Origin of the sequence: Synechocystis sp. CACIAM 05, assembly GCF_010222815.1 — a bacterium.
GTDB lineage: Bacteria > Cyanobacteriota > Cyanobacteriia > Cyanobacteriales > Microcystaceae > Synechocystis.
Map to the genome: position 1 here is coordinate 2,499,495 of NZ_CP019225.1, position 23,351 is coordinate 2,522,845.

A 23,351-nucleotide genomic window follows, 5' to 3' on the forward strand; every position below is an offset into this window, starting at 1 on the left:
CATTATTTGTCTTGCCATTGCGAGAAGCTGAGGGAGTTGGAGACAGACCCCGTAGCATTAAGCTTAAATCAACGACACACAGACTAAGCTGGCTGATTACTCAACGACAACTTTGCCTACCATGCCAGCGCCCCGGTGGGGTTCACAGTAGTAGGTGTAGGTGCCGGGCTCAGTGAAGGTGGAGGTGAAGCTTTCTCCAGCGGCAAAGGCCAAGCCTTTGTGGGAGAGCTTAGCAGCGGTGTCAGCATCCACACCATCGGCGGCAAACACAATGTTATGAGGGGAGAGTTTGTTGTTAACCCATTTGACTTCCTCTCCAGCTTTGATGGTGACGGTGCTGGGTTCAAAAACTAGGGCACCACTGTCAGAACCCATTTTCACTGTTGCATTGGCAGCGGCAGCGGGGCTCACGGATAAAAAGAAACTGGAGACCACCAGCAGAAGGCCAGCGAGGATTGTTAAAAACTTTTTAGACATACTTCTTGGCGATTGTATCTATAGGGACTTGTGGTTGAACGGGCCGGGGTAACGCCCTACTCCGTGCCCAAAAAGGCGATCAGGGACGTTTTTCCTTTCTTCTGCCCATGGTATCACAATGTTTGACAGCCCGTCGTAGATTATACAGCCTCAGCCCCGGGCGGATAGAACAGGCTCATTTCTCGTTCTACCTGAATAGTACTTTGTCGAAAATGCTTGGTTGTTCTAGCTATATTTACTGAACTTTAGATGGGGATTTTTTGCTACCCACGGTAATTCCTGAATTTTCTTTGTTTTTGGCGATCGCCGTCATAAAAATTAGCTTGCTATCCCTTCAATGTAGATGATAATAGGAATAGCCCAGTAGGCCCAGTGGTGTTTTTTGTGGGCTGAAGTCGCTCCCTGAGTTAGATTGGGCAACCGCTATGAATCCTTACAAATTTTTTCGTTTAATCATTTTTTCCCGCCGTCGTTCTGCTGATAACGGTGGTTTTGCCTTGCCGATGGCCATTATGGTTGGCCTAGTGCTAACAGTGATTGGCATTGTGATGATGCAAAGGTCAATGTTTCAGCAAAATGACTCCAGTAGCAAAGCAGCTACAGATAAAGCTCAAAATGCCGCCGAAGCTGGTGTGACAAGGATTGTGAATCTACTAAACGAACCGCGGAGAAGGTTCCTTGCCACTCTTCCAGCCTGCGTTAACCCATCCCTACGCACCGCGGGACAAGCCTGTAGCGATGTCAGCACAGGAACCGACACCGTCGTTCCCAACTGGCAAAATTTGAGTACAACCCAGATTCGTAATTGGTCCGGTGCTGATGTTGCTTGCAAAACAATTGATAGTACAGTCTTGACGGATGTTCAAACCATATCTAATAGCGCTGCTTGGCAATCCTTACCCCAAGGGAAATTCCGATTAGTTGGTTACAAATATACGGATGCGAATGGGGCAATTCTCCCTCCAGGTGATGTACCTATTCCCAATGGGGGGGTCGGAATTTTGACCGTCGAAGGTACTGTTAACGAAGGCCAAGCAAATGAGGCGAAATCTAGAATTGAAGTCAAAATTCCAGTTAAACCCGGCCCCCCAGAAACCATCAGCGTACCTGGGCTTTGGGTAACGGATGCCGCCAGCGATGGAAGCATCGTCGGCAATAATACCATTGCAGGAGATGTGCTAGTCAACGACTGTAATGGAAACCTTGCTGGAGTTTCCTTTCCCACCGGTAGTGCCTACACAGCAAAGTTTACCAACCTGGATATGCCAGCGGTGCCACCACTACCGGGCACATGCTCCAATATTGCCACGATCAACGATACCCTAACCCTTCCTCGTACTACTGGTGCTACTCCCGATGCCCCAACGACAGTGACCCTAAATAATGGTAGTACGGTCCCGGCCTATGTCTACTGTATAGGCAATATTAATCTGAATGGAGGCGGTAAAACCCTCACAGTTAATACTCTTGACTCATCTAATCAGCGACATATGGTCATTTTTCATGTGACTGGTAATGTCAACGTCCAGGGGAACGCCAAAATACTCCATGAATGTCCGATGACAGGTAATCCAGTTAATTGCACAGCCTACCCTAACTATCGGATCACAGACTTTAACATTTATGGAAGAGCGCCAGCTCCCACTGGGGGTGGCCCTTTGCCCCAAATTTGTTTGGCTGGCGGCTCCTATGTTGATGCTTTTGTTCTTGCGCCAGAATATGAATATGGTGTAGCTGGTGGGGGTGGCAATGGTGGTGTTCGAGGTACTGTGATGGTTAAACAAATTAGTAATTCCACCGGCTGTGGTTCTAGTACAAACAACGTAGTTATTACCCAAACTGGAAATTGGGAAGATCAGGTGCAAGGTATTAAACCCCAAGCTACAGCCCCAATATTAGGCTCCTTGTCGGGTTGGTCAGCTAAGCCGACGCAATAGCATAGACCACAATCATTTGACCCTTCAGCCTGCTCCGGATCGATTCGATCTGGGGCATTTTTGTCTAAACCTTGGCTTTGGCAAACAATTCATTAACCGTAAAGCTTAACTGGGGCAATAAATCATCCTCCACCAATTGATCACCTTGGTAAGTAATAGGGGGAAGATCTGGGGCAAAAATAGTCAAAGTACTATGGCGATCACTAATAATCCAAACCCGTTCTACTCCAGCAGCTAGATAATCCAACGCTTTTTGGGTCATAGCTTCAAAGGATTGACCGGGGGAAATAATTTCCACCACCAATTCCGGGGCCACGGGGCAAAAGTCATTTTCCAGGGCAAAAGGAGCCAATTTTTGGTCAGAAATGTAGGTAACATCAGGCACCGGGGCCCAATCTTGCCCATCCTTTTGCAGACAAATGCCCCATTCGGGATAGGCTTCGCCAGGCAAAGGACAATCTTGGCTATTTCCCCAATCAGACAGGAGAAAGAGTAACGTTCTTTGAAGACTGGAATGGATTCTTTTTGGTGACATTTTGGCGATCGCCATTCCGTCCTGTAATTCGTAGTTAACTTCCCCTTCCGGTAAACGGGAAAATTCCTCCAGAGTGAGGGAGGGAGGAGTGATGGTTTGACCCATGGCAGTGTCTCTTAAACGATTACTTTCCAAACTAGCAAATTCATCATGGTGAATATTTTGCGGTGATCCTCCTAGGGCCAGGGGGTTGTCGTAATTATGAGAATTACGTTACATTTAGTTAAGATTTTGTTACAAAACCCCGTTGTCAACAAGATTAATCAATTCCACGGTGTCGGAGAGCTAATCCTCCATGACGGCGTTCAGTCTCCGTTCCACAACTAACCGATTACACTAAATCCTACGACCGTCTTAACTTTTAAAGTGAGCTAACATATGAAATTTTCCTGGAGAACTGCCCTACTTTGGTCCCTACCCCTGTTGGTAGTCGGCTTTTTCTTCTGGCAGGGGAGCTTTGGAGGGGCAGATGCCAACCTCGGTTCCAACACTGCCAACACCCGCATGACCTATGGCCGCTTCCTCGAATATGTGGATGCTGGCCGCATCACCAGTGTGGATTTATATGAAAATGGCCGCACGGCGATCGTGCAAGTTAGCGACCCAGAAGTAGACCGGACCCTCCGTTCCCGGGTTGACCTCCCCACCAATGCCCCGGAATTGATTGCCCGTTTACGGGACTCCAACATTCGCCTTGATTCCCACCCTGTCCGCAACAATGGCATGGTTTGGGGTTTTGTGGGTAACTTGATTTTCCCCGTGCTTTTGATTGCTTCCCTCTTTTTTCTCTTCCGCCGTTCCAGCAACATGCCTGGAGGCCCCGGCCAAGCCATGAACTTTGGTAAATCCAAAGCCCGCTTCCAAATGGATGCCAAAACCGGTGTCATGTTTGACGATGTGGCCGGTATTGACGAAGCCAAGGAAGAATTGCAAGAGGTGGTAACTTTCCTTAAACAGCCCGAACGCTTTACCGCTGTAGGAGCAAAAATTCCCAAAGGGGTACTGCTGGTGGGCCCTCCCGGTACTGGTAAAACCCTCCTCGCCAAGGCGATCGCCGGGGAAGCCGGAGTTCCTTTCTTCAGCATTTCTGGTTCTGAGTTCGTGGAAATGTTTGTCGGCGTTGGTGCATCCCGGGTGCGGGACTTGTTCAAAAAAGCCAAAGAGAATGCCCCCTGCTTGATCTTCATTGATGAGATTGATGCCGTGGGTCGTCAACGGGGTGCTGGTATTGGTGGTGGTAACGATGAACGGGAACAAACCCTCAACCAGTTACTAACCGAGATGGATGGCTTTGAAGGCAATACGGGCATTATTATCATTGCCGCCACTAACCGCCCTGACGTGCTAGATTCTGCCTTGATGCGTCCAGGTCGTTTCGATCGCCAAGTGATGGTGGATGCCCCTGACTACTCTGGTCGTAAGGAAATTTTAGAAGTCCACGCCCGCAATAAAAAGTTAGCACCGGAAGTTTCCATCGACTCCATTGCCCGCCGTACTCCTGGTTTCAGTGGCGCTGACTTGGCCAATTTATTGAATGAAGCCGCCATTCTCACGGCCCGCCGTCGTAAATCCGCCATCACTCTGTTGGAAATTGATGATGCTGTGGACCGGGTTGTGGCCGGTATGGAAGGCACTCCCTTAGTAGATAGTAAAAGTAAGCGGCTAATTGCCTATCACGAGGTGGGCCACGCCATTGTGGGCACATTGTTAAAAGACCATGATCCCGTGCAAAAAGTCACCCTCATTCCCCGGGGTCAAGCCCAAGGTTTGACCTGGTTCACCCCCAACGAAGAGCAGGGTTTAACCACCAAAGCCCAACTGATGGCCCGTATTGCTGGAGCGATGGGCGGTCGAGCCGCTGAAGAGGAAGTTTTTGGCGATGACGAAGTAACCACTGGGGCTGGTGGTGACCTACAACAGGTAACCGAAATGGCTCGCCAGATGGTAACTCGTTTTGGCATGAGCAACCTTGGTCCCATTTCCCTGGAGAGTTCAGGTGGGGAAGTATTTCTGGGCGGTGGCTTAATGAACCGTTCTGAATACTCCGAAGAAGTAGCCACCCGCATTGATGCCCAAGTACGGCAATTGGCTGAACAGGGTCACCAAATGGCTCGCAAAATCGTCCAAGAACAACGGGAAGTGGTCGATCGCCTGGTGGATCTTTTAATTGAGAAAGAAACCATTGATGGGGAAGAATTTCGGCAAATTGTGGCGGAATACGCCGAGGTTCCCGTCAAGGAACAGTTAATTCCCCAACTATAAAATTTCCCTTTTCCAACCAATTTATCATGGTCAGCAAGGCCCTGATTCTTCGGAACAGGGCTTTTTTCTTGCGTTCTATTCTTTATTCTTCTGTGCCTAAAACATCTTTCAAGGCAGTGCGGGCGGCGAGGTGATTGCGGGTGGACATGAGAATTTCTGCTTCCCTTTGTAATCTTTCAGCAGTGTCCTGCAATTCCAACAAACTTTGTTGTTCACTGGCAACGCCATAAAGATTGCCTGCGACCCAATAGGACAATTCCACCGGCAACACGGGCAAATCATCGGGCAATTCCAAGTTCTGATCCGTCAACTTGGCCGAAAGGCTAACTACGTCATGCAACAGGCGATCAACTTCTTTAGCTAAGCCATGGAGATCCTGCCCCGTATATTTGTCGTCAATCCATTCCACCAAACCGACTCGGTAGGGCTTTTCCCGCACATATTCCAGCACTCGAAACCGTTGTTGCCCCAAAGTTAAAACCTTCATCCGGTCATCGGGTAACCTTTGGTAGCGCAATACTTCTGCACAGCAACCCACGTCGGAAATTTCCCCTGTGCTGGGATCAATCATCAACACCCCAAAACGGCGATCGTCTTCCAAGATGGTGTTCATCATCATCCGATAGCGGTACTCGAAAATGTGCAAGGGCAGGGGTCGCCCAGGGAAAAGCACAACTTCAGGCAGTGGAAAAAGAGGAAGTTCCCTAATTGCAACGGAGGATGCCATCTTAATGTTTCGTAATGTTAAGCAACGTACTTCAAATGATAAAGGATTGGGGACTATTTACCCAGTAAGCGCACGCAACCGATCCCGCCAAAGTAAAGCCCCAGCACCGCCCCAGCTAGAAGGGACTGGGTCAGGGGGTCCGTGGAAGGGGTGAGAATTGCCCCCAGCACCATCGCCCCCAAAATGACAAAGCGCCAGCCCTTGAGCATTTGTTCGGAGGAAACGATGCCCAAAAAGCCGAGAACCACTTGAATAATCGGAATTTGAAAAGCTAGCCCGGTGCTAAACATCAACAGCAGCACAAACTCAAAATATTTATCAATCGACCAGAGTTGCTCCACCACATCCGCTCCGTAGCTGACAAAAAACTTGAGTGCGGCGGGGATAAGGGCATAGTAAGCAAAGCCCAGTCCAGCAAAAAAAAGTACACTGGAGCCTAGCACCACCGGTCCCAGTAATCGGCGTTCCCGACGGGTTAAACCGGGTAGAACGAATTGAATAATTTGGTAGAGGATAAAGGGGCTCATCACCAGAATGCCGCTGTAGCCTGCCACTTTGACGGAAACGAAAAAGAATTCCCCTGGGGAGAGCTGCAGAAATTTCACTGTACCTGCCGGGACTTGAAGCCATTGCACCAAGGGTTTAACGAAAATAAAGCAGGACACCACCCCGGTCAAGACCGCCCCCAAGGACAGAAAAATACGAGTTCTGAGTTCGTCGAGGTGATCAAACAAAGACATTTCCACGTCATCGGGCACTTCGTCCAAATAATCGGGGGCAGTTTCCGCGGAAGTGATGTTATCAAGCTGGGTTGACATGGTTTCAGGGCAAGGAAAACAAGTTGCCCCTATTCTGACATTCTCCTGGCACTGATTGCGATGACATGGCAGTTAGCTAGGCGATCGCCATTTGCTCGGCTATGACGGGTTTGCCTAAAATTGGTCCGCCCTCAGATCAGAATAATTGCCCAAAAACGAAAATTTAGGTGCGATAATCTTTAAATTATTCTTGAATATAAAAGGAACAGCAAAAAATATGAAATATTACTGATTTTCTTGATTTTTATGTTCCAAAATTAATCTCAAATAAGAAAAAAGAAATAAAAGATAAATCAGAAAAGTGAATTACTATTTTTTATTGACATGCTAGAATGTAATCTTTTAGTTTTCTCTATATATCATTCTTATTGCTCCAAGCGCCTAGAATTATTATGAACGTTTCCAAAATTGCAGTTTTCGGTTTAGGAGTTATGGGCAGTCCTATAGCTCAAAACCTAGTTAAAAATGGTTATCAAACAGTTGGTTATAACCGCACCCTAGAGCGTCCTTCTGTCCAGGAAGCAGCAAAGGCAGGGGTTAAAGGTGTTACTAGCATTGCGGTGGCGGCGGCAAATGCAGATATTATTCTCACCTGTGTTGGAGATGAAAAAGATGTTCAACAGCTTATTTTAGGTTCGGGAGGGATTGCTGAATACGCTAAATCCCAAGCCTTAATAATTGATTGCAGTACCATTGGTAAAACTGCAGCTTATGAACTAGCTACAAATTTAAAACTCCAGGGTTTACGCTTTTTGGATGCGCCGGTAACAGGAGGTGACGTTGGCGCAATCAACGGTACGTTAACGATTATGGTGGGGGGTGATATTTCGGATTTTGAAGAAGCTTTACCTGTCCTTAAATCCATAGGACAAAAAATAGTCCACTGTGGTCCCAGTGGCAGTGGTCAAGCTGTTAAGCTTTGTAATCAGGTACTTTGTGGCATCCATGCGATCGCCGCTGCGGAAGCTATACAACTTTCTGAGCAGTTGGGGATTGCCCCAGAGTTAGTAATTGATACTTGTGGCAGTGGGGCGGCGGGTTCCTGGGCCTTAACTAATTTAGCACCGAAAATGTCGGAGGCTGATTTTGCCCCAGGCTTTATGGTCAAACATCTTCTTAAGGATCTACGCCTCGTCCGGGAAGCCGCTGAAAATGGCCCATTACCAGGGGTTACGTTGGCAGAAAGCTTGTTTACATCGGTTCAATTATTGGGGGGAGAAGACCAGGGTTCCCAAGCCATTATCCGTGCCTACCGCGAAGCTTAGATTACTTTTAGCAAAGTAAAAGAAGACAAAAAATAGATGCCCATTAAAGCAATTTAATCTTGATTAATTGAAATTACTCTAGAAAGAATAATGGATGTTAAAAAATATTTTTACGCCCCACTATACCAAATTAAAAGTGCCCATTCACTCAACAACTATTGATGATAAAAACTTTATATGATTTTGATCTAAATCAAGGAATTGAATATTTACAATCCCAGGATGACCGACTTGGTACTTTAGTTACTGGGTTAGAAGTTTGCTCATTAACCCATCATCCACCTCGAACCAGTCTCTTGGAGGCGATCGCCTGGGGGATTATCGGTCAACAAATCAATACTAATACGGCGCAAATGTTATTCCAAAGATTTTTGGACTATGGCCAACCCAAAGGATGGACCGCACAAACCTTAGCTAATGTGGACCCAGAATTATTGAGAGAACTAGGTATTTCCCGTTATAAAACTCGCTATTTAAAAACTTGGGCGATCGCCTTACAAAATAATTTTCCTTCTTTACCTGAATTGGAAACCTGGGATGACCGGGCCATCGTTGAACAGTTAACAGCTATTAAAGGAATTGGTCCCTGGACAGCGCAACTATTTCTTCTATTTCGTCTTCGTCGTCAGGATATTTTACCTAATCAAGATTTAGGAATTCGGATTGCAATTCAAAAATTGTATCAATTGCCCGATCGCCCTAATCCAAAGCAAGTGTCCGAATACGGCAAAAACTGGCAGCCCTATCGCAGTCTGGCTAGTTGGTATTTGTGGCGGAGTTTGTCGGCAACGGTTAGCCAGATTCACTTGTAGGCGTTAGCGCTGAAATTTTTCTAGTAAAAACCTAACACCATTGTTCCCTGAGAATCTCTGCAATGCGGCGGGCCGCTCCAGCTTGTCCCAGCCTTTCCCGGCCATTACAGGCGATCGCCTCTAGTCGCCCAGCATCATGGATTACTTGTTGTAAAGCTTCCCCAGTTTGGTCAGGACTATTCAACAAAATTAAGGATTCTCCCAAAAGCCAGGTTTGACGGCGCGCAAAATAGGGATTGTATTGGGGGCCTTGTCCGGGAAAACTAATCACTGGTTTCCCCAACCCGACAAATTGTTCTGTGGCGGTACCGGCCATGGCGATCGCCGCTTGGGCATGGTGCAAACAATCGGCAAACTGCTGTTGGCTAAAAACCAGCCGGGCATGATCTTTTTGGAAAACTGGCCCTTTAATCAAGCAAGAAACTTTGTTGGTCAAAAGTTCCACGGCATTATCTTCCAGTCGTTGCCAACCTTGGGTTTCCAGTTCAGCCATCAACGGTGGTAAGGGCAAGGAAGGGGTGATTGCCGCCAGGAAAGTTATGGAAGCATCGGCAAAATGGGCTAACACAATGGTTAAACTTTCCATAATCAAGGCCCAATTGCGTTCCATTTCCGGCGATCGGGAACCGGGTAAAAGGGTAATGGTTAAACTTTGTCCTGGCTGCAACGGTTGGGGCTTGTAATCCTGCGGGTTTAAACCGTCCATCATTGGATTGCCCACGGCATAACTTGCCACACCTTCGTTTAACAAATTTTCATGGGTGAGGCGATCGCGGGGAAAGACCGCTGTGCAATTTTTCCTCGTCATTAACCACCGTTCCCAGGGATAGTAGGCGGAACCAAGCCATTTTTCCCAAGCTCGGGTACTAGGTAACCATGCCCCAGCAGGGGAGCGCAGATAATATTCCGACTTAGCTGTACCCACAAAAGCGTAATCACCCCGGCCCAACCAAGCGAGGGCCAGGGGCACTATGTCCCCCACCGCTAGAACTTTCCCCCCCTGGGCTGTCCATTGTTTCAAACTGCCTAACTGGGCTTTGGTTAGTCCCCATAAGCCTCCCTGAACGTCCCGCCATAATTCCCTGGCATCCATGTTGTTAAAGCCGCCGGAGGGCATGGTTTTCACCGGACCAATCAGGGGAATATTTAAACGTCGATAACTGTTGCCTTCCCCCACCAGGGGCAATCCCACCAATATTTCCCCAGGCTCCATCCCCGCCAACTCACTCCAAGCCTGGCCAATGCTGACGGCGATCGCATCCTCTCCGTGCCCATTGCTGAGCAGTAGAATCTTCGGCAACATCCAACACTCCCATCCGTTACACTAAAAATAAGCAGAGTATTAAGAATTATTAAATAAGTATCACCATGGGTTGGGAATTTTTTTCGCTAGAGACATTGCAGGAATTGGCCCGCCAATATGGTTACGGAGCCGTATTCTTTGGCATTGCCTTGGAAAATGCAGGCATTCCCATCCCTGGAGAAACCATAACCCTGTTGGGGGGCTTTTTGGCCGGCAGTGGAGATTTAAGTTATGGCGGGGTGTTAATCGCGGCGATCGCCGGGGCCGTGTTGGGGGACAGTTGTGGTTACTGGGTGGGACGCTGGGGCGGTTGGCCCTTACTAACCAGGGCGGCCCAACTGTTCAACATTCCCCAGGAAAAACTAGACCAAGCCCGGCATAAATTTAGTCAAAATGGGGCGGCCGCAGTGTTTTTTGGTCGTTTTGTTACCCTGTTACGAATTTTTGCGGGGCCCATGGCCGGCATTGTCCGCATGCCCTACGGCAAATTCCTGTTGTACAACATCGGCGGTGCTTCCGTCTGGGCTGCCATCACCGTTAGTTTGGCTTACTTTTTGGGGCGGGTGGTCACCATCGAGCAAATTATTGCCTGGACGACCCAATTCAGTTGGTTTGCCCTAGCAGCAGTGGTGGGCATGGTGGGCATTTACTTTGTCTTTCACTTCCTGCAAAAGCGTTTTGATCAAACCATTGAGTCGACCATAGGCGATCGCCCCCAATAATTGTTAGAACTGGATTAATATCTTTGCGAGGGAAAATACCATGGCCGTCAAAAAACAGTTTGCTAATTTTGCTGAAATGCTGGCCGGTTCCCCCAAGCCGGTGCTAGTGGACTTTTACGCTACCTGGTGCGGCCCCTGCCAAATGATGGCCCCCATTCTGGAGCAAGTGGGCAGTCATCTACGCCAACAAATCCAAGTGGTGAAAATTGACACCGATAAATATCCGGCGATCGCCACCCAATACCAAATCCAGTCTTTACCGACCTTGGTGTTATTCAAGCAGGGCCAACCAGTGCACCGCATGGAAGGCGTACAACAGGCCGCCCAGTTGATCCAACAGTTACAGGTTTTTGTGTAAATACCATTCCGGCGATCGACAACAAACCTTTAGTTAATAGTTTCTAAATATATTCAGTCAATTCATCTTTTTGCGGATCCAGCCGTTGACTGTAAAGCGACTATGGGCAAATTCCCTAGAAGGACAAACCACAGGCATCACTTCGTGGCGACAACGGCTATTAAAAAAGATAATAGAATTATTGATGGGGGTAATGGTTTGAAACTTCGGATGGGTGGTAATGGTGTTATTTTTAAGCTCCGTGTCATAGAGCCTTAATTCTCCCCCAGAAAAAGCTTTCGGTTCTTGATAAAAATAATAGACATAGGTAATTTGTCGGCTAGCTGTTTTTTCACTACCTGCGTCATTGTGGATTTTATAATAACAACCATCATTGTGGGCTGTGAGTTGTAATTCTATTTCTGCAACTTCAAACGGAGAAAAGTTTAGTTGACTCAGTAATTCCGGTAACTTTTGTTTGATTCGTTCCCGTATTAAAGCTGATAATGCAGGAATTTTTTGAGAAAAAAGCACGTAGGATTGGCGATATTGATTAGCTTTAGTAGTAGTGTTAGATCTAATATATTCTTCTTTTTTATCAATAGCCTCTGCGATGATTTTTTGATTTTCTTCCGGTGATAAGAAGTTTTTAATTTCTCCGTAGGTGCCAGGCAAAAATATTGATTCTGACTGCTGGTGTAATGTCGGTTCCGATAAGCTGAGGTTTATTTGAGCATACTGTCGCCTAATTTTTTCCTCAGCATTAGCCACTAATTTATCCACTGAGTGATGCTTAAATTCGGTGAAAATCCCTGCCATTTCGAGGATTTTTAGGGCTATCGTTGCTTTTTCCTGAGGAGAACATTGATCGTTGTCAATAATTGTTTCTAAAGTATCAATGGATTTAGTTAATAACTTTTTTGCTCTAGTTGATAAGGCTAGGTTATCTCCGTTGGTCTTTACTTTTGCTCCCCTGTTCATTATGCAGTTCCCCTGGGTTACCTAAGGCCAATCACACTTTTTGCTGAAAATTGATGGTTGGAACAATTCTAACTGTTTTGAAGCCAACAAAAATCCCCCTCCTAGTTAGTAAAGGAAAGGGGACAAAAGGCGACAAAGCCTTCAGATTATTAACAATGGATTGATGAGTCAATCATGGCAAGGATGGAACGATTACATCATGCCCATGCCACCCATGCCGCCCATACCACCCATATCGGGCATAGCGGGAGCTGCAGGTTCAGGTTTTTCCACTACTAAAGCTTCAGTGGTCAACACCATCCCAGCAATGGAAGCGGCATTTTGCAGAGCAGAACGTACCACTTTAGCGGGGTCGATGATGCCAGCGGCTATCAGGTCTTCAATTTTGCCAGTGATGACGTTGTAACCTTGATTGCCAGTAGCTTCTTTAACTTTTTCCACAATGACGGAACCCTCTACCCCAGCATTGCTGGCCAACTGGTGCAGGGGAGCTTCCAGGGCTTTGGCGATGATGTCGGCGGCAACCCGTTCTTCATCGTTGCTGAGTTGGGCTTTAAAGCCTTCAATTTTGCCAGCTAAACGGATTAGGGTTGTGCCACCACCGGGAACAATACCTTCTTCCACTGCGGCCTTGGTGGCATTGAGGGCATCTTCAATGCGGAGTTTGCGGTCTTTGAGTTCGGTTTCCGTTGCGGCCCCGACTTTAATCACAGCTACACCACCGGCTAGTTTGGCAATGCGCTCTTGGATTTTTTCTTTGTCGTAATCGGAATCAGAAGCAGCATATTCTTTCCGCAACTGCTCAATCCGCTCTTTGACTCCAGCAGAAGCCCGTTTGTCGGCCCCAGCGACGAGGATGGTGTTGTCTTTTTCCAAAGTGGCTTTAACGGCTTGGCCCAATTGATCCAAGCTGACGGTGTCGAGGCTCAGGCCAATGTCTTCGGAAATGACGCTACCACCGGTGAGGATAGCGATATCTTGCAACACAGCTTTACGCCGATCGCCAAAGGCGGGGGCTTTAATGGCGGCCACGTTTAGTACACCCCGGGCTTTGTTGACCACCAGGGTAGCAAGGGCTTCCCCTTCAATGTCTTCCGCAATGATTAACAGGGGACGACCGGCCCGGGCCACGGCTTCCAGTACGGGAACCAATTCGGCAATGGCACTGATTTTTTTATCGGTGATCAGAATTAAAGGATTATCAAATTCCACCAATTGGCGATCGCTATCGGTGATGAAGTAGGGGGAAATATAGCCCCGATCGATCTGCATCCCTTCCACCACTTCCAATTCGGTGTTGAGGGATTTGGACTCTTCCACGGTGATGACGCCGTCTTTGGTGACTTTGTCCATGGCATCGGCAATCATGGCCCCGACTTCGGGATCGTTACCGGCGGATACGGTGGCCACCTGGGCGATCGCCGAACCTTCCACGGGTTTAGCCACAGCCTCAATTTCTTGAACGAGGAAAGTGGTAACTTTTTCGATGCCCCGACGGAGAGCCACGGGATTAGCACCGGCGGCGACGTTGCGCAGACCTTCCCGCACTAAAGCTTGAGCAATAATAGTGGCGGTGGTGGTGCCATCCCCAGCAATTTCCTTGGTTTTGGAAGCAACTTCCTGGATTAGCTTAGCTCCAGCATTTTCTTCCGGGTTGGACAGTTCAATTTCTTTGGCTACGGTGATGCCATCGTTGACAATCTGGGGAGCACCGTACTGCTTTTCTAATAAAACATTGCGACCTTTGGGGCCGAGGGTAATCCGCACCGCATCAGCCAGGGCATTAATCCCCGCTTCCAGGGAGCGTCTGGATTCATCCTTAAAGGAAATAAGTTTAGACATAGACTAAAAAGTTACAAATAACGTCAAAGGTGGCAGACAAGTCCATAAAGCACTTTAGCACTCTTGGCAGTGGAGTGCTAAGTCAGGTAAGGTTCGGTTTCCCGGTCTTAGAGCTTGGCGATCGCCCTGGATTTAAATGGGGGAGTAACGGACGTTCAATGCTCACTGGCTGGTGGTGATACCCCGTTCCCGCAGTTGGCGAATGAAATAATCTTCCAGGGAAGGGCGGGCCAGGTTCATGCTGATCAAACGGGCATTAAGACTGGGTAACGCATCCACTAGGGCTTGGACATCCCCTTGGTAATGGCCGTGCCAAACATCCTGTTCCCGGCTTAAATTGGCTAGATATTTACCCAACGCCTCTTCTTCTCCTCCCTTGAGCACCACTTCATAGCCTTCGTCATTACCTAACACTTCCGCCAAAGAACCACTGCACAGCAATTCCCCCCGCGCCAAAATGGCAATGCGGTCACAAATTTGTTCCACGTCCGCCAAAATGTGGGAGTTGAAAAAGATGGTTTTGCCCTGTTCCTTGAGGGAGAGAATAATTTCCCGCACTTGGTAGCGCCCCAGGGGGTCCAAACCGGACATGGGTTCATCGAGGAAAACGACTTCAGGATCGTTAATCAATGCCTGGGCCATGCCCACCCGTTGCAACATACCTTTGGAATATTGTCGCAATTGCTTCTTTTTGGCGGTTTTTTGGGCTAACCCCACCAGGTCACACATGGCCAGAATGCGCCGTTGTCGTTCCTGTTTCCCAATTTGAAACAGACTGCCGATGTAATCCAAAAATTCCCAAGCGGTTAAAAAGTCATAAAAGTAGGCATTTTCCGGTAGGTAGCCCACCCGTTGTTTAGTCTGGCGATCGCCGATGGGTTTGCCTAGTAGAGTACCCCGGCCACCGCTGGCACGAATTACCCCCAAAAGAATTTTTAACAGGGTAGTTTTACCTGCCCCATTAGGACCCAGTAAACCAAAGGTTTCCCCTTGCTGTACGGCAATGGACAAAGGTTTAAGGGACTCCACCTTCTGATTCATCCAAAAGCCGGTGCGGTAGATTTTGCTAATTCCCCAGGTTTCCACCACATTGGCCTGAATCGGTGGCTTTTCCTCAGCGGCGATCGGAGTTGACACAACCATTGCTCTTTTTCCTCCCTGAAAAAATCCTGCTCCCAAGAGCGAGTCACTAAATATACTAAATATTAAGTAACATCGAAAACGCATTGATCGGTTTCGATCATGGTGGGAAAAGTCTTAAAAATGACTGTGCAGGATTTGACATACTGCTGAGCCCATTGTTGAGCCAACTCAATTTGCTTTGGGGTCAACTGTTCCTGCTTGGCCCCTTGATAGTTAAGTTTAACGATCTTTTTATCCACCTCAAACTGGGCAAACCATTCTTGTTTGGGCCGGGCCGATTGTAGATAACGGCTAGCCATGGTACTGCCCAAATAATGATTACCCAAATTACCCAAATATTCAAAAGTCAACAACAGGTCTTCCACCGTCAAGCTAGTGGGTAGGGGCGCTGCGGATTGAGTCTGAGCTTCAGTTTGAGGACGGGGAGTAGCGCTCCCGGTTTCTTTAATCAGACCAAAGTTTTCCGGTCTAAAACCAGCGTCAAACTGGGTTTGTTGATTGTATTTTGCCTTGCTTAACTTTGCTCCGGTTAAGTCTGCCCCCGTCAGCAAGGCTCCGTGCAAACAGGCATCTTCAAGGTTAGCCCTGGTTAACAAAGCTCCGGCACAAAGGGCATTGTTTAAATGAGCTCCCTGGAGGTTGACTTTAAGCAAAAAAGTTTTTAACAGAGATGCTTGCCTTAGGTCCGCCTTAGCTAAATTTGCCCCCGAGAGATCTGCATTGTTAAAATAGCATCCCTGTAATTTACAGCCTTGCAAATCCGTTCCTCGCAGGTTAGCTTCACTGAAGTCCGATCCGCTAAAATCCGCCCCTGCTAGGGTGAAGCCATGGAGGTCAATGTGCCGTAGGGCTAAGTTGGGAAAATTGCGTTCCCCTACCTGGTACTGACGAAGAATTGCCTGGGCTTGATTATTGTCTACCATCGAAAATTTTTCCGCTGCCGAGACTGCCGGTCAATTAAGATTAACCCTATCTAGTGCAAACCATAGCATTGAGTGGGTAACTTGTTGTCAACCCTTCATTGTACCTTGCAAATATGGAGCAGGGGTTAGCTTCCATACTCCAGCTAAGTCCCTCCAAAGTATTGGTATTTGGAGGATTTGGAACTTTCCCTTTGAGCATCAAAAAGAAGGGTGCGACCAAAATTTTTTTCTAGGAGGCCAACTATGGGCATATCAAAACTTTCTAAATTTTCTGCATCCGTGCTCTTGTCCGGTGCGATACTCACCACCTTGCCCCCCTCTCCCCTCTGGGCTAACGAAATGCAACAATTGCTCACCGTCACCGGCCAAGCTTCGGAGTCTGTCCCCACCACCCTAACGGAGGCTCAGCTAACAGTGGAAGTCCAAGCCGATACCGCTGACCAGGTGCAAACGGCGATCGCCGAACGGAGTAACCGTCTGGTGGCCTATCTACGCAGTCAAAGGGTGGATAAATTACAAACCCAAGGACTCCAACTCCAACCCAATTATGTTTACAGCAATAACGAAAGAAGATTGGAAGGTTACGTCGGCAGTAACACCGTCAGTTTTCAGTACCCAAGCGACCAAGTGGGAAAAATCCTTGATGAAGCTGTGCGGGCCGGGGCCAGTCGCATCGATGGTATCCGCTTTATTGCCACCCCTGAAACCCTCAAAGCGGCTGAGCAAAAGGCCCTAGTAGCCGCCACCGCCGATGCCCAAGCCCAAGCTCGGGTGGTGTTGTCAAGTCTGAACTTAACGCCTCAAAACATTGTCCGTATTGTCATTAACCCTAGCCCGGACCAACCCATGCCCCTTTTTCGGGGCGCCCTGGCCGCCTCTCCCATGACAGAGTCTGCTCCCACCCCCATTATTAGCGGTGACCAAACAGTGCAGGCCACAGTAACTTTAGAAATTGCCTATTAACTAATGTCAAATGATAAGCCTTATTTTCCTAGATCTGTTAAGGAGTGGGGCCATTGGGGGGATTGCCATTACCCGGCTGGACCAAATTAGGGGGGTTGCCGGGGTTCACTTCCGGCTCCCGAATTTCGGGGATGGGCAGCCAGTAGAGCACCAGGGCAAAAACCGCTAAGCCCAAAGCTCCCAAGCTGGCAGGAATGGCCCGTTGCACAAAGGGTTCATCCGGTTGTCGGTGGCGGCGGGACAGGGGCTCCAGGGTAAGGGAAAAATCCGGTAAAGTATGCCGATCGCCAATAAATTGATCCACCGCTTCCACTAGGTCAAAGAGTTCCACAGTGCTTAAGTCAACGGCGATCGCCTCGGAAGATTCATCGGCCGGCGGATGCCATACCAAACGGTGCAGGGCCTGATCCGGCAGGAGGGTTAACTCAGCCCATTCCCCATTTTCCCCCTTAGTTTCCGTGGGATGGGGGATACCACTCAGGCAACCCTGGGCGTAACTGTTGACCGCCTTAGCTAAGGCTTCCAAAAAAGCCCGGCCCCCCTCCAAACTTTGGTTGGTACTGAGAAACTGACAACGGGCATTGAGAATGATTTGCAAATCCCCATTGCTAGAACTGGGATCAGTACCGCTGGTCATGCCCTCCAGGGTGAGGGTACAGTTGGGTAAGCGATAGGGTCGTTGAATGTTCAAGCTACTTCTCCGTCAAACAAGCTGATCCATAAACGTTCCATTCCAATGGTGCCGGTACAAAACATCAATTGGTTAAGTAAACCCAGGGCAAAATCGTCCATGGCCGGTTCCGAAGCCAACAACACCGATACTTTAGCCCGACGGGGATTCATCCTGCTACTAAAGTGGGAACGGAATTGGTCTAGGTAATCCGACAGTAAAAAATTGGTGCCCACCGGTAATTGTTTGGCTCGCATTTGTCGTTCCGCAATCAGCAATTGCCGCATGGTCACATTCAACGGCTTGGCCTGGTAATGGGCGATCGCCGTCAGGGACTTAGCTTGGTCTAGGGTAAGTAGGGTGCGATTGTAGGAACGTCTCCAGGGGTTAGTACAGCGTAACCGCCACAGGGCTAGGGCATGGGGAATGATGGATTGCAAACCTAAACTTTCCGCACTGGCTAACATTTTCGACGCCGAACCCACATCCAAAGCTTCGATCGCCAGTAATAGCAAATCAAGGCGTTGCTGTAACTGACTGGCACACCGCTGATTAGACAGGGGAAAATCCGGCAAAGTTTTTAGCACAGCGGCCTGTTCTTCAACAACAACAGCGGCATCAGACATGGGCGAAGTTAACACAGGCTGAGTTGGGCAAAGGAAAATAGCAGTAAAAAGGGCGACCAAAGGATCGGAGGGAATGACCTAAACAACGATCTAAACTCTGACACTGCAAACCATGGTATCGCATCAAGTCAGACTCCCATCAAAAACCACGGCTGACGAGGAAAAAGCCAGTCTGCATACCACCAATAATCAACCCTAGCACTCCCCCCAGATTAACAATGGCCTGGAGTTCACTGCGCACAATGGCCTGGACAGCGGTTTCCAGCTCGGCGGCGGGGGTTTCATTAATACGATTGATAATCACCTGGTCAATGGCCAGGATGGGGATAATTTGCTTAACAATTTTTTCCAGGTCATCCTCCAAATACCGTTCCAAAATTGAGGCCAATTCCTCACTTACCAAGCCGAGGGAGCCGGTGACCGCCGTGGAAGACTGGAGCCGATTGACAATGAGCACCGCCACATTATCCCAATCCACCGAGCTACCAAAATCCTTCAGCAATGGTTCCCCCCGCTCCCGAATATAGGTCCGCACCACTTCCCCTGTGGTCCGCCTCAGTTGTCGCACCGTCGAAACCGGTAAATTTTCCAAGGACAATTGCTGTAGCCAATCCTTGAGGCGATTCCGAATTTCTAGGGAAAGCAACAATTCCTTCAAGCGTAAATTGGCTGTTTCCTTTTCCTCCAGACAAAAAGCCCGCAAACGGGTGAGGGAATTACGCACCCCAAATAAATTGGCTACCACCCAATATGTGCCACTGGTTTTTTCTCGAAAACCCTCATCAATTACTTGAATATTGCGATCGCTCAAAAAATCCACCAACGCCAAACGAATCGTATCCGGTGGCAACACTGTGCCCAGTAACCAATCAGCAAACTGACGGGATTGTAATTCCGACAGCCGAAATTCCAGCAAAATTTGGTCAAAAATACGGTTAATCTGATCCGAGAGAAAATTATCCTGCCGAGCCAGGGCTTTTAATAGGCGGGGCAAAGATTCACTAAATAAATCTCGCAAAATATTGGCGAGAATTTGGGCGGTTTTTTGTTGCTTATCTTCCCGAATTTGCTTTAGGGCCAATTGCAATAGCCATCCTAAAGCTCCCTCTACCCTCTCCCGTTGCAGTAGTTTACGGGCCAGCCGTTGTAGCTCCTCCGGGGTCAGTAAAGAACCCATAATGGTGTCGGAAACTCTCTTGGCCAGTCGTTCCTGGTTGCGGGGAATTAATCCAGGAGTAAAGGGGAGTTGATAGGGCCCCAGAAAGAGAGGTTTGTAGGGACGAAATAGCATTTTGATGGCTAAATCGTTGGTGAAATAGCCGATAATTCCCCCCGCAATGGGTGGTAAAGCTAGGGAGAGGAGTAGGGAGTAATTAATCATCATCAAAGGCAAGGGCATGGAGTCCCCGACCCAAACTGAACGGTATGGAAGTTTTGTTTAAGTAATGGTTGCGAAAAGGGAAAGTTAAAAGTTCTCGTCAGTGCCAACAAACAAATTTCCCCTCTTTCCCAAGGTAGTAAATACTGCAATGGCGGATCAAAGATCACTGTCTCAGCTTTAGTAAATGTTCCTGTACCACCGGCGGTAAACGGCGCATAATTTTGCCCTTGGCAGGGTCGATCGCCACTAGGGTAATTTTGCCAGTTACACAGGGTTCCCCGGTTTCCAGACAAACAATTTGATTTTGCCATTCCAGCCGCACTTTTTGAATTTCTTGCATTTGCACTTTAATCACTGCTGTTTGCCCCAAGCGGATGGCTCGGTGGTACCGTAGGGCCAGGCTCACCACAGGTAAATCACAACCCAGCTTGACCAAGTCGGCAAAATCCACTCCAATGGACCGCAAACATTCCACTCGGGCGGTTTCCAGCCAGGTTAGGTAGGTGCCATGCCAAACAACGCCGCCGTAATCAGTGTGGTGGGGTTGTACCCGGACCATAATCTCAAACCACTTTTCGGTCACAGCTTCCAGTTCCTGTTGGTGAACTAGACAATGGTCTCCCTGGGGGCTTGGGGGTAATTGGGGCTTGGGGGAATCACTCACAGTCAATCTAAAGGGGGCATTAAACAACGCTGATCCCCATCATACCGAGTCCGGGGTGGCCTCTGTTATGGGTTCTCTTAGGGGAGCAAAGCCAACGGCATGGTCTGGTAAGTTCCACTTTTGGGCCAGGGCCAACACTTGACCCCTGGCGATCGCCGTTTCAAACACGGAGGAAAAAATGGCGGGGATGGGATGGGTTTTTAACCAATGGTTCAGTACCCTAGGATTCCCCATGATGGCGGCTTTGAGGATGTAAAGCCCGGACCAACCTTTATCGTAGAGTTGGGCGAGTTGAGATAAGCTGCACACCGCTTCGTCTAGGGCGATGGGGGTAGCAAAATCCTGTTGCAGTCGAAACATTTCGTCAATTTGCCCAGGGGGTAAGGGTTGTTCCAGGTATTGCACTTTGGGCCCAAAATTTCCCCTTTGGCGATCGAGGAGAGTTAACCATTGTTGGGCGATGTCCACACTCAAACCGCCGTTGGCATCGAGGCGAATTTGACAGCCTTCCGGTAACCGTCGCCATAACTGCCCATACAAATCCCTTTCTACAGCAAAATCCCGGACGCCAATTTTCCATTTCAACGTGCTAGCTCCCAACTGGGGATTGGAGGCGAGATAATCCAGGGCGGCCTCCCCTGTAGGCAAAAGTTGACAGTAACTGAGAGAGTTGGGGGAATTTTCAATCACACTGCCGCTCTCTAACTCCCACTCCGCTGAGCCAAAGGCAAACTGGCAACAGGGCAGGCGATCGCCAATTTTCTCAATTTGCGCGGGGGTAATCCGACCTTTTAAACTGCGGCAAAAATCCGTGGCGCTGGCTAAATCTTCCGTGCCAAACCAGGGTAGGGGAGCAATTTCTCCTCGGCCCCTGTTACCCCTTTGGTCGGTTAACTCCACAATCAAGCCCCGTCGCCGTTGCCAATGGCCATGGGCTGTTACCACTGGGTTAGGCAGGGGGAAATTGTAGGAATAAAATTTAACGTGATAGGGTTTATCCATGGCCCAGGCTGGGATTAACGGCTACATTAATCTCAAAAAATAAAGAAAAGAGAGGTATTTTTACCTCCCTTAATAAAGTTTCTGACAATGGTTCACTGATTTATCAACTATTGCCGTTAACTAAATTGTCTGCACCGTTAATTACTTTGGCGGAAACAATTTTGTCCCCTTCACTCAACTGTTCCAACGTTTCTTTCCCGTCCACCACATAACCGAAGACCGAATAACGGCCATCCATCAAATTAAACCCCGGTGGAGTTAGCTCGGTATCAAACTTAAAGAAGAAAAATTGGGAAGAACCACCATTGGGTTCTGTTTCCGGCCGAGCCAAGGCGATCGCCCCGTAGGCATTGAAAGGTAAGGCCAATTCCGGTAAATACATGCCGGCATCCTCCAAGGTCATGCCATAGATAGGACCCTCTTCTCCCTTAACTAAAATTTCCAGGGGAATAGCTCGGTATTCTTTGGTTTGGGGGTCAATAAAGCCCGCTTCTGGCCCTGGGGGATCCCCCGCTTGGGTCACAAAGAAATCTTCGGAACGGATAAAAGGTAAACCGTCATAGAATTTGCGTTGCACCAAATCCACAAAGTTACCGGCGTTAATGGGGGCGCTGTAGCCATCCACCACAATGGTCAGGGGACCCTTATTGGTGGTCATTTCCACCGTGGCCCGGCCCTTGAGTTGAGGAAGATTAGCAAATTCTTCAGGAATGGCAAAGGGAAAATCCGTCACCATCAGGGCTTCCAAATCCCCGATCGCCATCAGGGCTGATTTACGGAAGCTAATCACCTGTTCTTTATCCTTGGCCTCCACCGCTTCGGTTAGGGCAGTTAAATCGGTTTTGATGGTGTTTACCAAAGTTTCTGCCTCCGGTTGGCGATCGGCCGGTACCCCAGCAAGAATCTTATCCTCCTTCAAGGTGATGGTCAGATTAGCGGCCCGCACATCTTTTTTAATCGCTGGCCAACGCTTGGCTCTGATGTGGTTAGAAATATCTTCCAAGCTATCCTGCAAGCGCCGCACCTCTGGATTATCGATGGGCAGAGCGTAGCGCAAAATGGCATTGGGATCCGTAATGGCATTGCCCTGGGCCAAAGCACCCAACAGCATCGGCTGATTCAAAGGTAAGCTCCATCCCGGCATAGCCCATGTTAGAGATACCATGGTTAGCAACAAGGACAACAAGCTCAATTGCAGGCCCCGTCGGGGAATTATCCCCAGGGAAGTTTTAATAATTTGCATCATCATGATTGTGGTTTGTTCTCCAGCATAGGGGGCAACAGCAAAATTTTCCCACTTCAACGCCCCCATCCCCTAGTAGAATGTTGGGTGAACTTTTGAGTCTTCCTTGGCTTCCATGATATCCAGTAACGATTTTCGCACAGGTACCAGTATTGTGATGGACGGCGCAGTCTGGAAGGTGGTGGAATTCCTCCACGTTAAACCAGGCAAGGGTTCCGCCTTTGTGCGGACCAAGCTCAAAAGTGTTCAAACCGGAAACGTGGTGGAAAAAACTTTCCGGGCGGGGGAAACGGTGCCCCAGGCCAACATCGAAAAATCAGTGATGCAACATACCTATAAAGATGGGGACCAATATGTCTTTATGGATATGGAAACCTTTGAAGAGGTGAGCATTGCCCCCGATACCCTGGGAGATAAGGCCAAATTCATCAAAGAAGAGATGGAAGTCAGCGTTGTCACCTGGGATGGCACCATTCTGGATGTGGAATTGCCCACTAGCGTTGTGCTGGAAATTGTTGAAACTGACCCCGGTGTGAAGGGAGATACGGCCACTGGCGGTACCAAGCCAGCCATTTTGGAAACCGGAGCCCAGGTAATGGTGCCCCTATTCATTGCCCAGGGAGAAAGGATTAAAGTTGATACCAGGGATGGTTCCTACCTAGGACGGGACAATGCCTAAGCTGTGCTTAACTTGATCAATTGGGTAGATGGATTTTAA

At 48.5% G+C, this 23,351-nt stretch carries 23 protein-coding genes; 8 read left to right on the forward strand and 15 right to left on the reverse strand.

Going from position 1 to position 23,351, the window contains the following annotated elements:
• Window positions 1-96: 96 nt before the first annotated feature.
• The gene (gene petE / locus BWK47_RS11790; protein WP_010873453.1) at window positions 97-477 is read right to left on the reverse strand and encodes a plastocyanin; all 381 of its coding nucleotides are present in this window, start codon (window positions 475-477) and stop codon (window positions 97-99) included.
• A gap of 425 nt (window positions 478-902) precedes the next feature.
• On the opposite strand from petE, the gene BWK47_RS11795 reads away from it, so the two are divergent.
• Window positions 903-2,414 carry a pilus assembly PilX family protein gene (locus tag BWK47_RS11795; protein WP_162328783.1) on the forward strand — a complete coding sequence of 504 codons (1,512 nt, stop codon included), beginning with the start codon at window positions 903-905 and terminating at the stop codon, window positions 2,412-2,414.
• Between the two features lie 64 nt (window positions 2,415-2,478).
• Here BWK47_RS11795 and BWK47_RS11800 read toward each other — a convergent pair whose 3' ends face one another.
• Window positions 2,479-3,054 (reverse strand): Uma2 family endonuclease, encoded by a 576-nt coding sequence (locus tag BWK47_RS11800; RefSeq protein WP_162329689.1) that lies wholly within the window; start codon window positions 3,052-3,054, stop codon window positions 2,479-2,481.
• A gap of 273 nt (window positions 3,055-3,327) precedes the next feature.
• Here BWK47_RS11800 and ftsH2 point away from each other — a divergent pair, with 273 nt between their 5' ends.
• Window positions 3,328-5,211, forward strand: coding sequence for an ATP-dependent zinc metalloprotease FtsH2 (ftsH2, locus tag BWK47_RS11805; RefSeq protein WP_010873456.1), 1,884 nt, complete (start codon window positions 3,328-3,330; stop codon window positions 5,209-5,211).
• An 82-nt stretch (window positions 5,212-5,293) separates the two neighbouring features.
• On the opposite strand, the gene BWK47_RS11810 is transcribed toward ftsH2, so the two are convergent.
• Window positions 5,294-5,938, reverse strand: coding sequence for an LON peptidase substrate-binding domain-containing protein (locus BWK47_RS11810; RefSeq protein WP_010873457.1), 645 nt, complete (start codon window positions 5,936-5,938; stop codon window positions 5,294-5,296).
• Between the two features lie 53 nt (window positions 5,939-5,991).
• A complete protein-coding gene (gene tatC, locus BWK47_RS11815) occupies window positions 5,992-6,756 on the reverse strand; it encodes a twin-arginine translocase subunit TatC (protein WP_162328784.1) in 765 nt (254 codons plus the stop codon).
• A 392-nt stretch (window positions 6,757-7,148) separates the two neighbouring features.
• Between tatC and BWK47_RS11820 the strand changes: the two genes are divergently transcribed.
• Together BWK47_RS11820 and BWK47_RS11825 are read left to right on the forward strand one after the other, a co-directional pair.
• Window positions 7,149-8,021, forward strand: a complete 873-nt coding sequence (locus BWK47_RS11820) for an NAD(P)-dependent oxidoreductase (RefSeq protein WP_162328785.1) — start codon at window positions 7,149-7,151, stop codon at window positions 8,019-8,021.
• 161 nt (window positions 8,022-8,182) lie between these two features.
• On the forward strand, window positions 8,183-8,833 hold the full coding sequence (locus BWK47_RS11825) for a DNA-3-methyladenine glycosylase family protein (protein WP_162328786.1): 651 nt from the start codon (window positions 8,183-8,185) through the stop codon (window positions 8,831-8,833).
• Between the two features lie 31 nt (window positions 8,834-8,864).
• Here BWK47_RS11825 and BWK47_RS11830 read toward each other — a convergent pair whose 3' ends face one another.
• Window positions 8,865-10,136, reverse strand: a complete 1,272-nt coding sequence (locus tag BWK47_RS11830; RefSeq protein WP_162328787.1) for a lipid-A-disaccharide synthase-related protein — start codon at window positions 10,134-10,136, stop codon at window positions 8,865-8,867.
• A 65-nt stretch (window positions 10,137-10,201) separates the two neighbouring features.
• Between BWK47_RS11830 and BWK47_RS11835 the strand changes: the two genes are divergently transcribed.
• Together BWK47_RS11835 and trxA are read left to right on the forward strand one after the other, a co-directional pair.
• Entirely contained in the window at window positions 10,202-10,858 is a 657-nt protein-coding gene (locus BWK47_RS11835) for a DedA family protein (protein WP_010873463.1), read from the forward strand.
• 40 nt (window positions 10,859-10,898) lie between these two features.
• Entirely contained in the window at window positions 10,899-11,216 is a 318-nt protein-coding gene (gene trxA, locus BWK47_RS11840; RefSeq protein ID WP_010873464.1) for a thioredoxin, read from the forward strand.
• A 57-nt stretch (window positions 11,217-11,273) separates the two neighbouring features.
• On the opposite strand, the gene BWK47_RS11845 is transcribed toward trxA, so the two are convergent.
• From BWK47_RS11845 to BWK47_RS11860, 4 genes are all read right to left on the reverse strand, one after another.
• The gene (locus BWK47_RS11845) at window positions 11,274-12,176 is read right to left on the reverse strand and encodes a 2OG-Fe(II) oxygenase (RefSeq protein ID WP_162328788.1); all 903 of its coding nucleotides are present in this window, start codon (window positions 12,174-12,176) and stop codon (window positions 11,274-11,276) included.
• Between the two features lie 192 nt (window positions 12,177-12,368).
• A complete protein-coding gene (gene groL, locus BWK47_RS11850) occupies window positions 12,369-14,018 on the reverse strand; it encodes a chaperonin GroEL (protein ID WP_162328789.1) in 1,650 nt (549 codons plus the stop codon).
• A 162-nt stretch (window positions 14,019-14,180) separates the two neighbouring features.
• A complete protein-coding gene (locus tag BWK47_RS11855; RefSeq protein WP_162328790.1) occupies window positions 14,181-15,245 on the reverse strand; it encodes an ABC transporter ATP-binding protein in 1,065 nt (354 codons plus the stop codon).
• Window positions 15,224-16,084 carry a pentapeptide repeat-containing protein gene (locus BWK47_RS11860; protein WP_162328791.1) on the reverse strand — a complete coding sequence of 287 codons (861 nt, stop codon included), beginning with the start codon at window positions 16,082-16,084 and terminating at the stop codon, window positions 15,224-15,226. The genes BWK47_RS11855 and BWK47_RS11860 overlap by 22 nt, the downstream gene beginning before the upstream one ends.
• A 243-nt stretch (window positions 16,085-16,327) precedes the next feature.
• Here BWK47_RS11860 and BWK47_RS11865 point away from each other — a divergent pair, with 243 nt between their 5' ends.
• Complete coding sequence (locus BWK47_RS11865; RefSeq protein WP_237269626.1) at window positions 16,328-17,047, forward strand: SIMPL domain-containing protein; 720 nt, start codon at window positions 16,328-16,330, stop codon at window positions 17,045-17,047.
• A gap of 37 nt (window positions 17,048-17,084) precedes the next feature.
• Here the strand turns inward: BWK47_RS11865 and BWK47_RS11870 are convergent, their stop codons facing one another.
• From BWK47_RS11870 to BWK47_RS11895, 6 genes are all read right to left on the reverse strand, one after another.
• Window positions 17,085-17,738, reverse strand: coding sequence for a DUF4335 domain-containing protein (locus BWK47_RS11870; protein ID WP_162328793.1), 654 nt, complete (start codon window positions 17,736-17,738; stop codon window positions 17,085-17,087).
• Window positions 17,735-18,343: a DUF3038 domain-containing protein gene (locus tag BWK47_RS11875; protein ID WP_237269627.1), complete on the reverse strand. Its 609-nt coding sequence runs from the start codon at window positions 18,341-18,343 to the stop codon at window positions 17,735-17,737. The genes BWK47_RS11870 and BWK47_RS11875 overlap by 4 nt, the downstream gene beginning before the upstream one ends.
• A 139-nt stretch (window positions 18,344-18,482) precedes the next feature.
• Complete coding sequence (locus BWK47_RS11880; protein WP_162328795.1) at window positions 18,483-19,742, reverse strand: DUF445 domain-containing protein; 1,260 nt, start codon at window positions 19,740-19,742, stop codon at window positions 18,483-18,485.
• A gap of 145 nt (window positions 19,743-19,887) precedes the next feature.
• Entirely contained in the window at window positions 19,888-20,388 is a 501-nt protein-coding gene (locus BWK47_RS11885) for an acyl-CoA thioesterase (RefSeq protein WP_010873474.1), read from the reverse strand.
• 39 nt (window positions 20,389-20,427) lie between these two features.
• Complete coding sequence (gene menC / locus BWK47_RS11890; protein WP_162328796.1) at window positions 20,428-21,390, reverse strand: o-succinylbenzoate synthase; 963 nt, start codon at window positions 21,388-21,390, stop codon at window positions 20,428-20,430.
• Window positions 21,391-21,493: 103 nt separating this feature from the next.
• On the reverse strand, window positions 21,494-22,702 hold the full coding sequence (locus tag BWK47_RS11895; protein WP_162328797.1) for a peptidylprolyl isomerase: 1,209 nt from the start codon (window positions 22,700-22,702) through the stop codon (window positions 21,494-21,496).
• Between the two features lie 46 nt (window positions 22,703-22,748).
• On the opposite strand from BWK47_RS11895, the gene efp reads away from it, so the two are divergent.
• The gene (efp, locus tag BWK47_RS11900) at window positions 22,749-23,312 is read left to right on the forward strand and encodes an elongation factor P (RefSeq protein WP_010873477.1); all 564 of its coding nucleotides are present in this window, start codon (window positions 22,749-22,751) and stop codon (window positions 23,310-23,312) included.
• Window positions 23,313-23,351 lie beyond the last annotated feature (39 nt).

Excerpts from the sequence above, each read along its gene's own strand:
- BWK47_RS11810 (WP_010873457.1), bottom strand. The coding sequence starts at position 5,938 with ATGGCATCCTCCGTTGCAATTAGGGAACTTCCTCTTTTTCCACTGCCT.
- efp (WP_010873477.1), top strand. The coding sequence starts at position 22,749 with ATGATATCCAGTAACGATTTTCGCACAGGTACCAGTATTGTGATGGAC.
- BWK47_RS11895 (WP_162328797.1), bottom strand. The coding sequence starts at position 22,702 with ATGGGGGCGTTGAAGTGGGAAAATTTTGCTGTTGCCCCCTATGCTGGA.
- ftsH2 (WP_010873456.1), top strand. The coding sequence starts at position 3,328 with ATGAAATTTTCCTGGAGAACTGCCCTACTTTGGTCCCTACCCCTGTTG.
- groL (WP_162328789.1), bottom strand. The coding sequence starts at position 14,018 with ATGTCTAAACTTATTTCCTTTAAGGATGAATCCAGACGCTCCCTGGAA.
- menC (WP_162328796.1), bottom strand. The coding sequence starts at position 21,390 with ATGGATAAACCCTATCACGTTAAATTTTATTCCTACAATTTCCCCCTG.
- BWK47_RS11865 (WP_237269626.1), top strand. The coding sequence starts at position 16,328 with ATGGGCATATCAAAACTTTCTAAATTTTCTGCATCCGTGCTCTTGTCC.
- BWK47_RS11860 (WP_162328791.1), bottom strand. The coding sequence starts at position 16,084 with ATGGTAGACAATAATCAAGCCCAGGCAATTCTTCGTCAGTACCAGGTA.
- petE (WP_010873453.1), bottom strand. The coding sequence starts at position 477 with ATGTCTAAAAAGTTTTTAACAATCCTCGCTGGCCTTCTGCTGGTGGTC.
- BWK47_RS11825 (WP_162328786.1), top strand. The coding sequence starts at position 8,183 with ATGATAAAAACTTTATATGATTTTGATCTAAATCAAGGAATTGAATAT.
- BWK47_RS11830 (WP_162328787.1), bottom strand. The coding sequence starts at position 10,136 with ATGTTGCCGAAGATTCTACTGCTCAGCAATGGGCACGGAGAGGATGCG.
- BWK47_RS11855 (WP_162328790.1), bottom strand. The coding sequence starts at position 15,245 with ATGCGTTTTCGATGTTACTTAATATTTAGTATATTTAGTGACTCGCTC.
- BWK47_RS11820 (WP_162328785.1), top strand. The coding sequence starts at position 7,149 with ATGAACGTTTCCAAAATTGCAGTTTTCGGTTTAGGAGTTATGGGCAGT.
- tatC (WP_162328784.1), bottom strand. The coding sequence starts at position 6,756 with ATGTCAACCCAGCTTGATAACATCACTTCCGCGGAAACTGCCCCCGAT.
- BWK47_RS11800 (WP_162329689.1), bottom strand. The coding sequence starts at position 3,054 with ATGGGTCAAACCATCACTCCTCCCTCCCTCACTCTGGAGGAATTTTCC.
- BWK47_RS11845 (WP_162328788.1), bottom strand. The coding sequence starts at position 12,176 with ATGAACAGGGGAGCAAAAGTAAAGACCAACGGAGATAACCTAGCCTTA.
- BWK47_RS11880 (WP_162328795.1), bottom strand. The coding sequence starts at position 19,742 with ATGCCCTTGCCTTTGATGATGATTAATTACTCCCTACTCCTCTCCCTA.
- BWK47_RS11835 (WP_010873463.1), top strand. The coding sequence starts at position 10,202 with ATGGGTTGGGAATTTTTTTCGCTAGAGACATTGCAGGAATTGGCCCGC.
- BWK47_RS11795 (WP_162328783.1), top strand. The coding sequence starts at position 903 with ATGAATCCTTACAAATTTTTTCGTTTAATCATTTTTTCCCGCCGTCGT.
- trxA (WP_010873464.1), top strand. The coding sequence starts at position 10,899 with ATGGCCGTCAAAAAACAGTTTGCTAATTTTGCTGAAATGCTGGCCGGT.
- BWK47_RS11875 (WP_237269627.1), bottom strand. The coding sequence starts at position 18,343 with ATGTCTGATGCCGCTGTTGTTGTTGAAGAACAGGCCGCTGTGCTAAAA.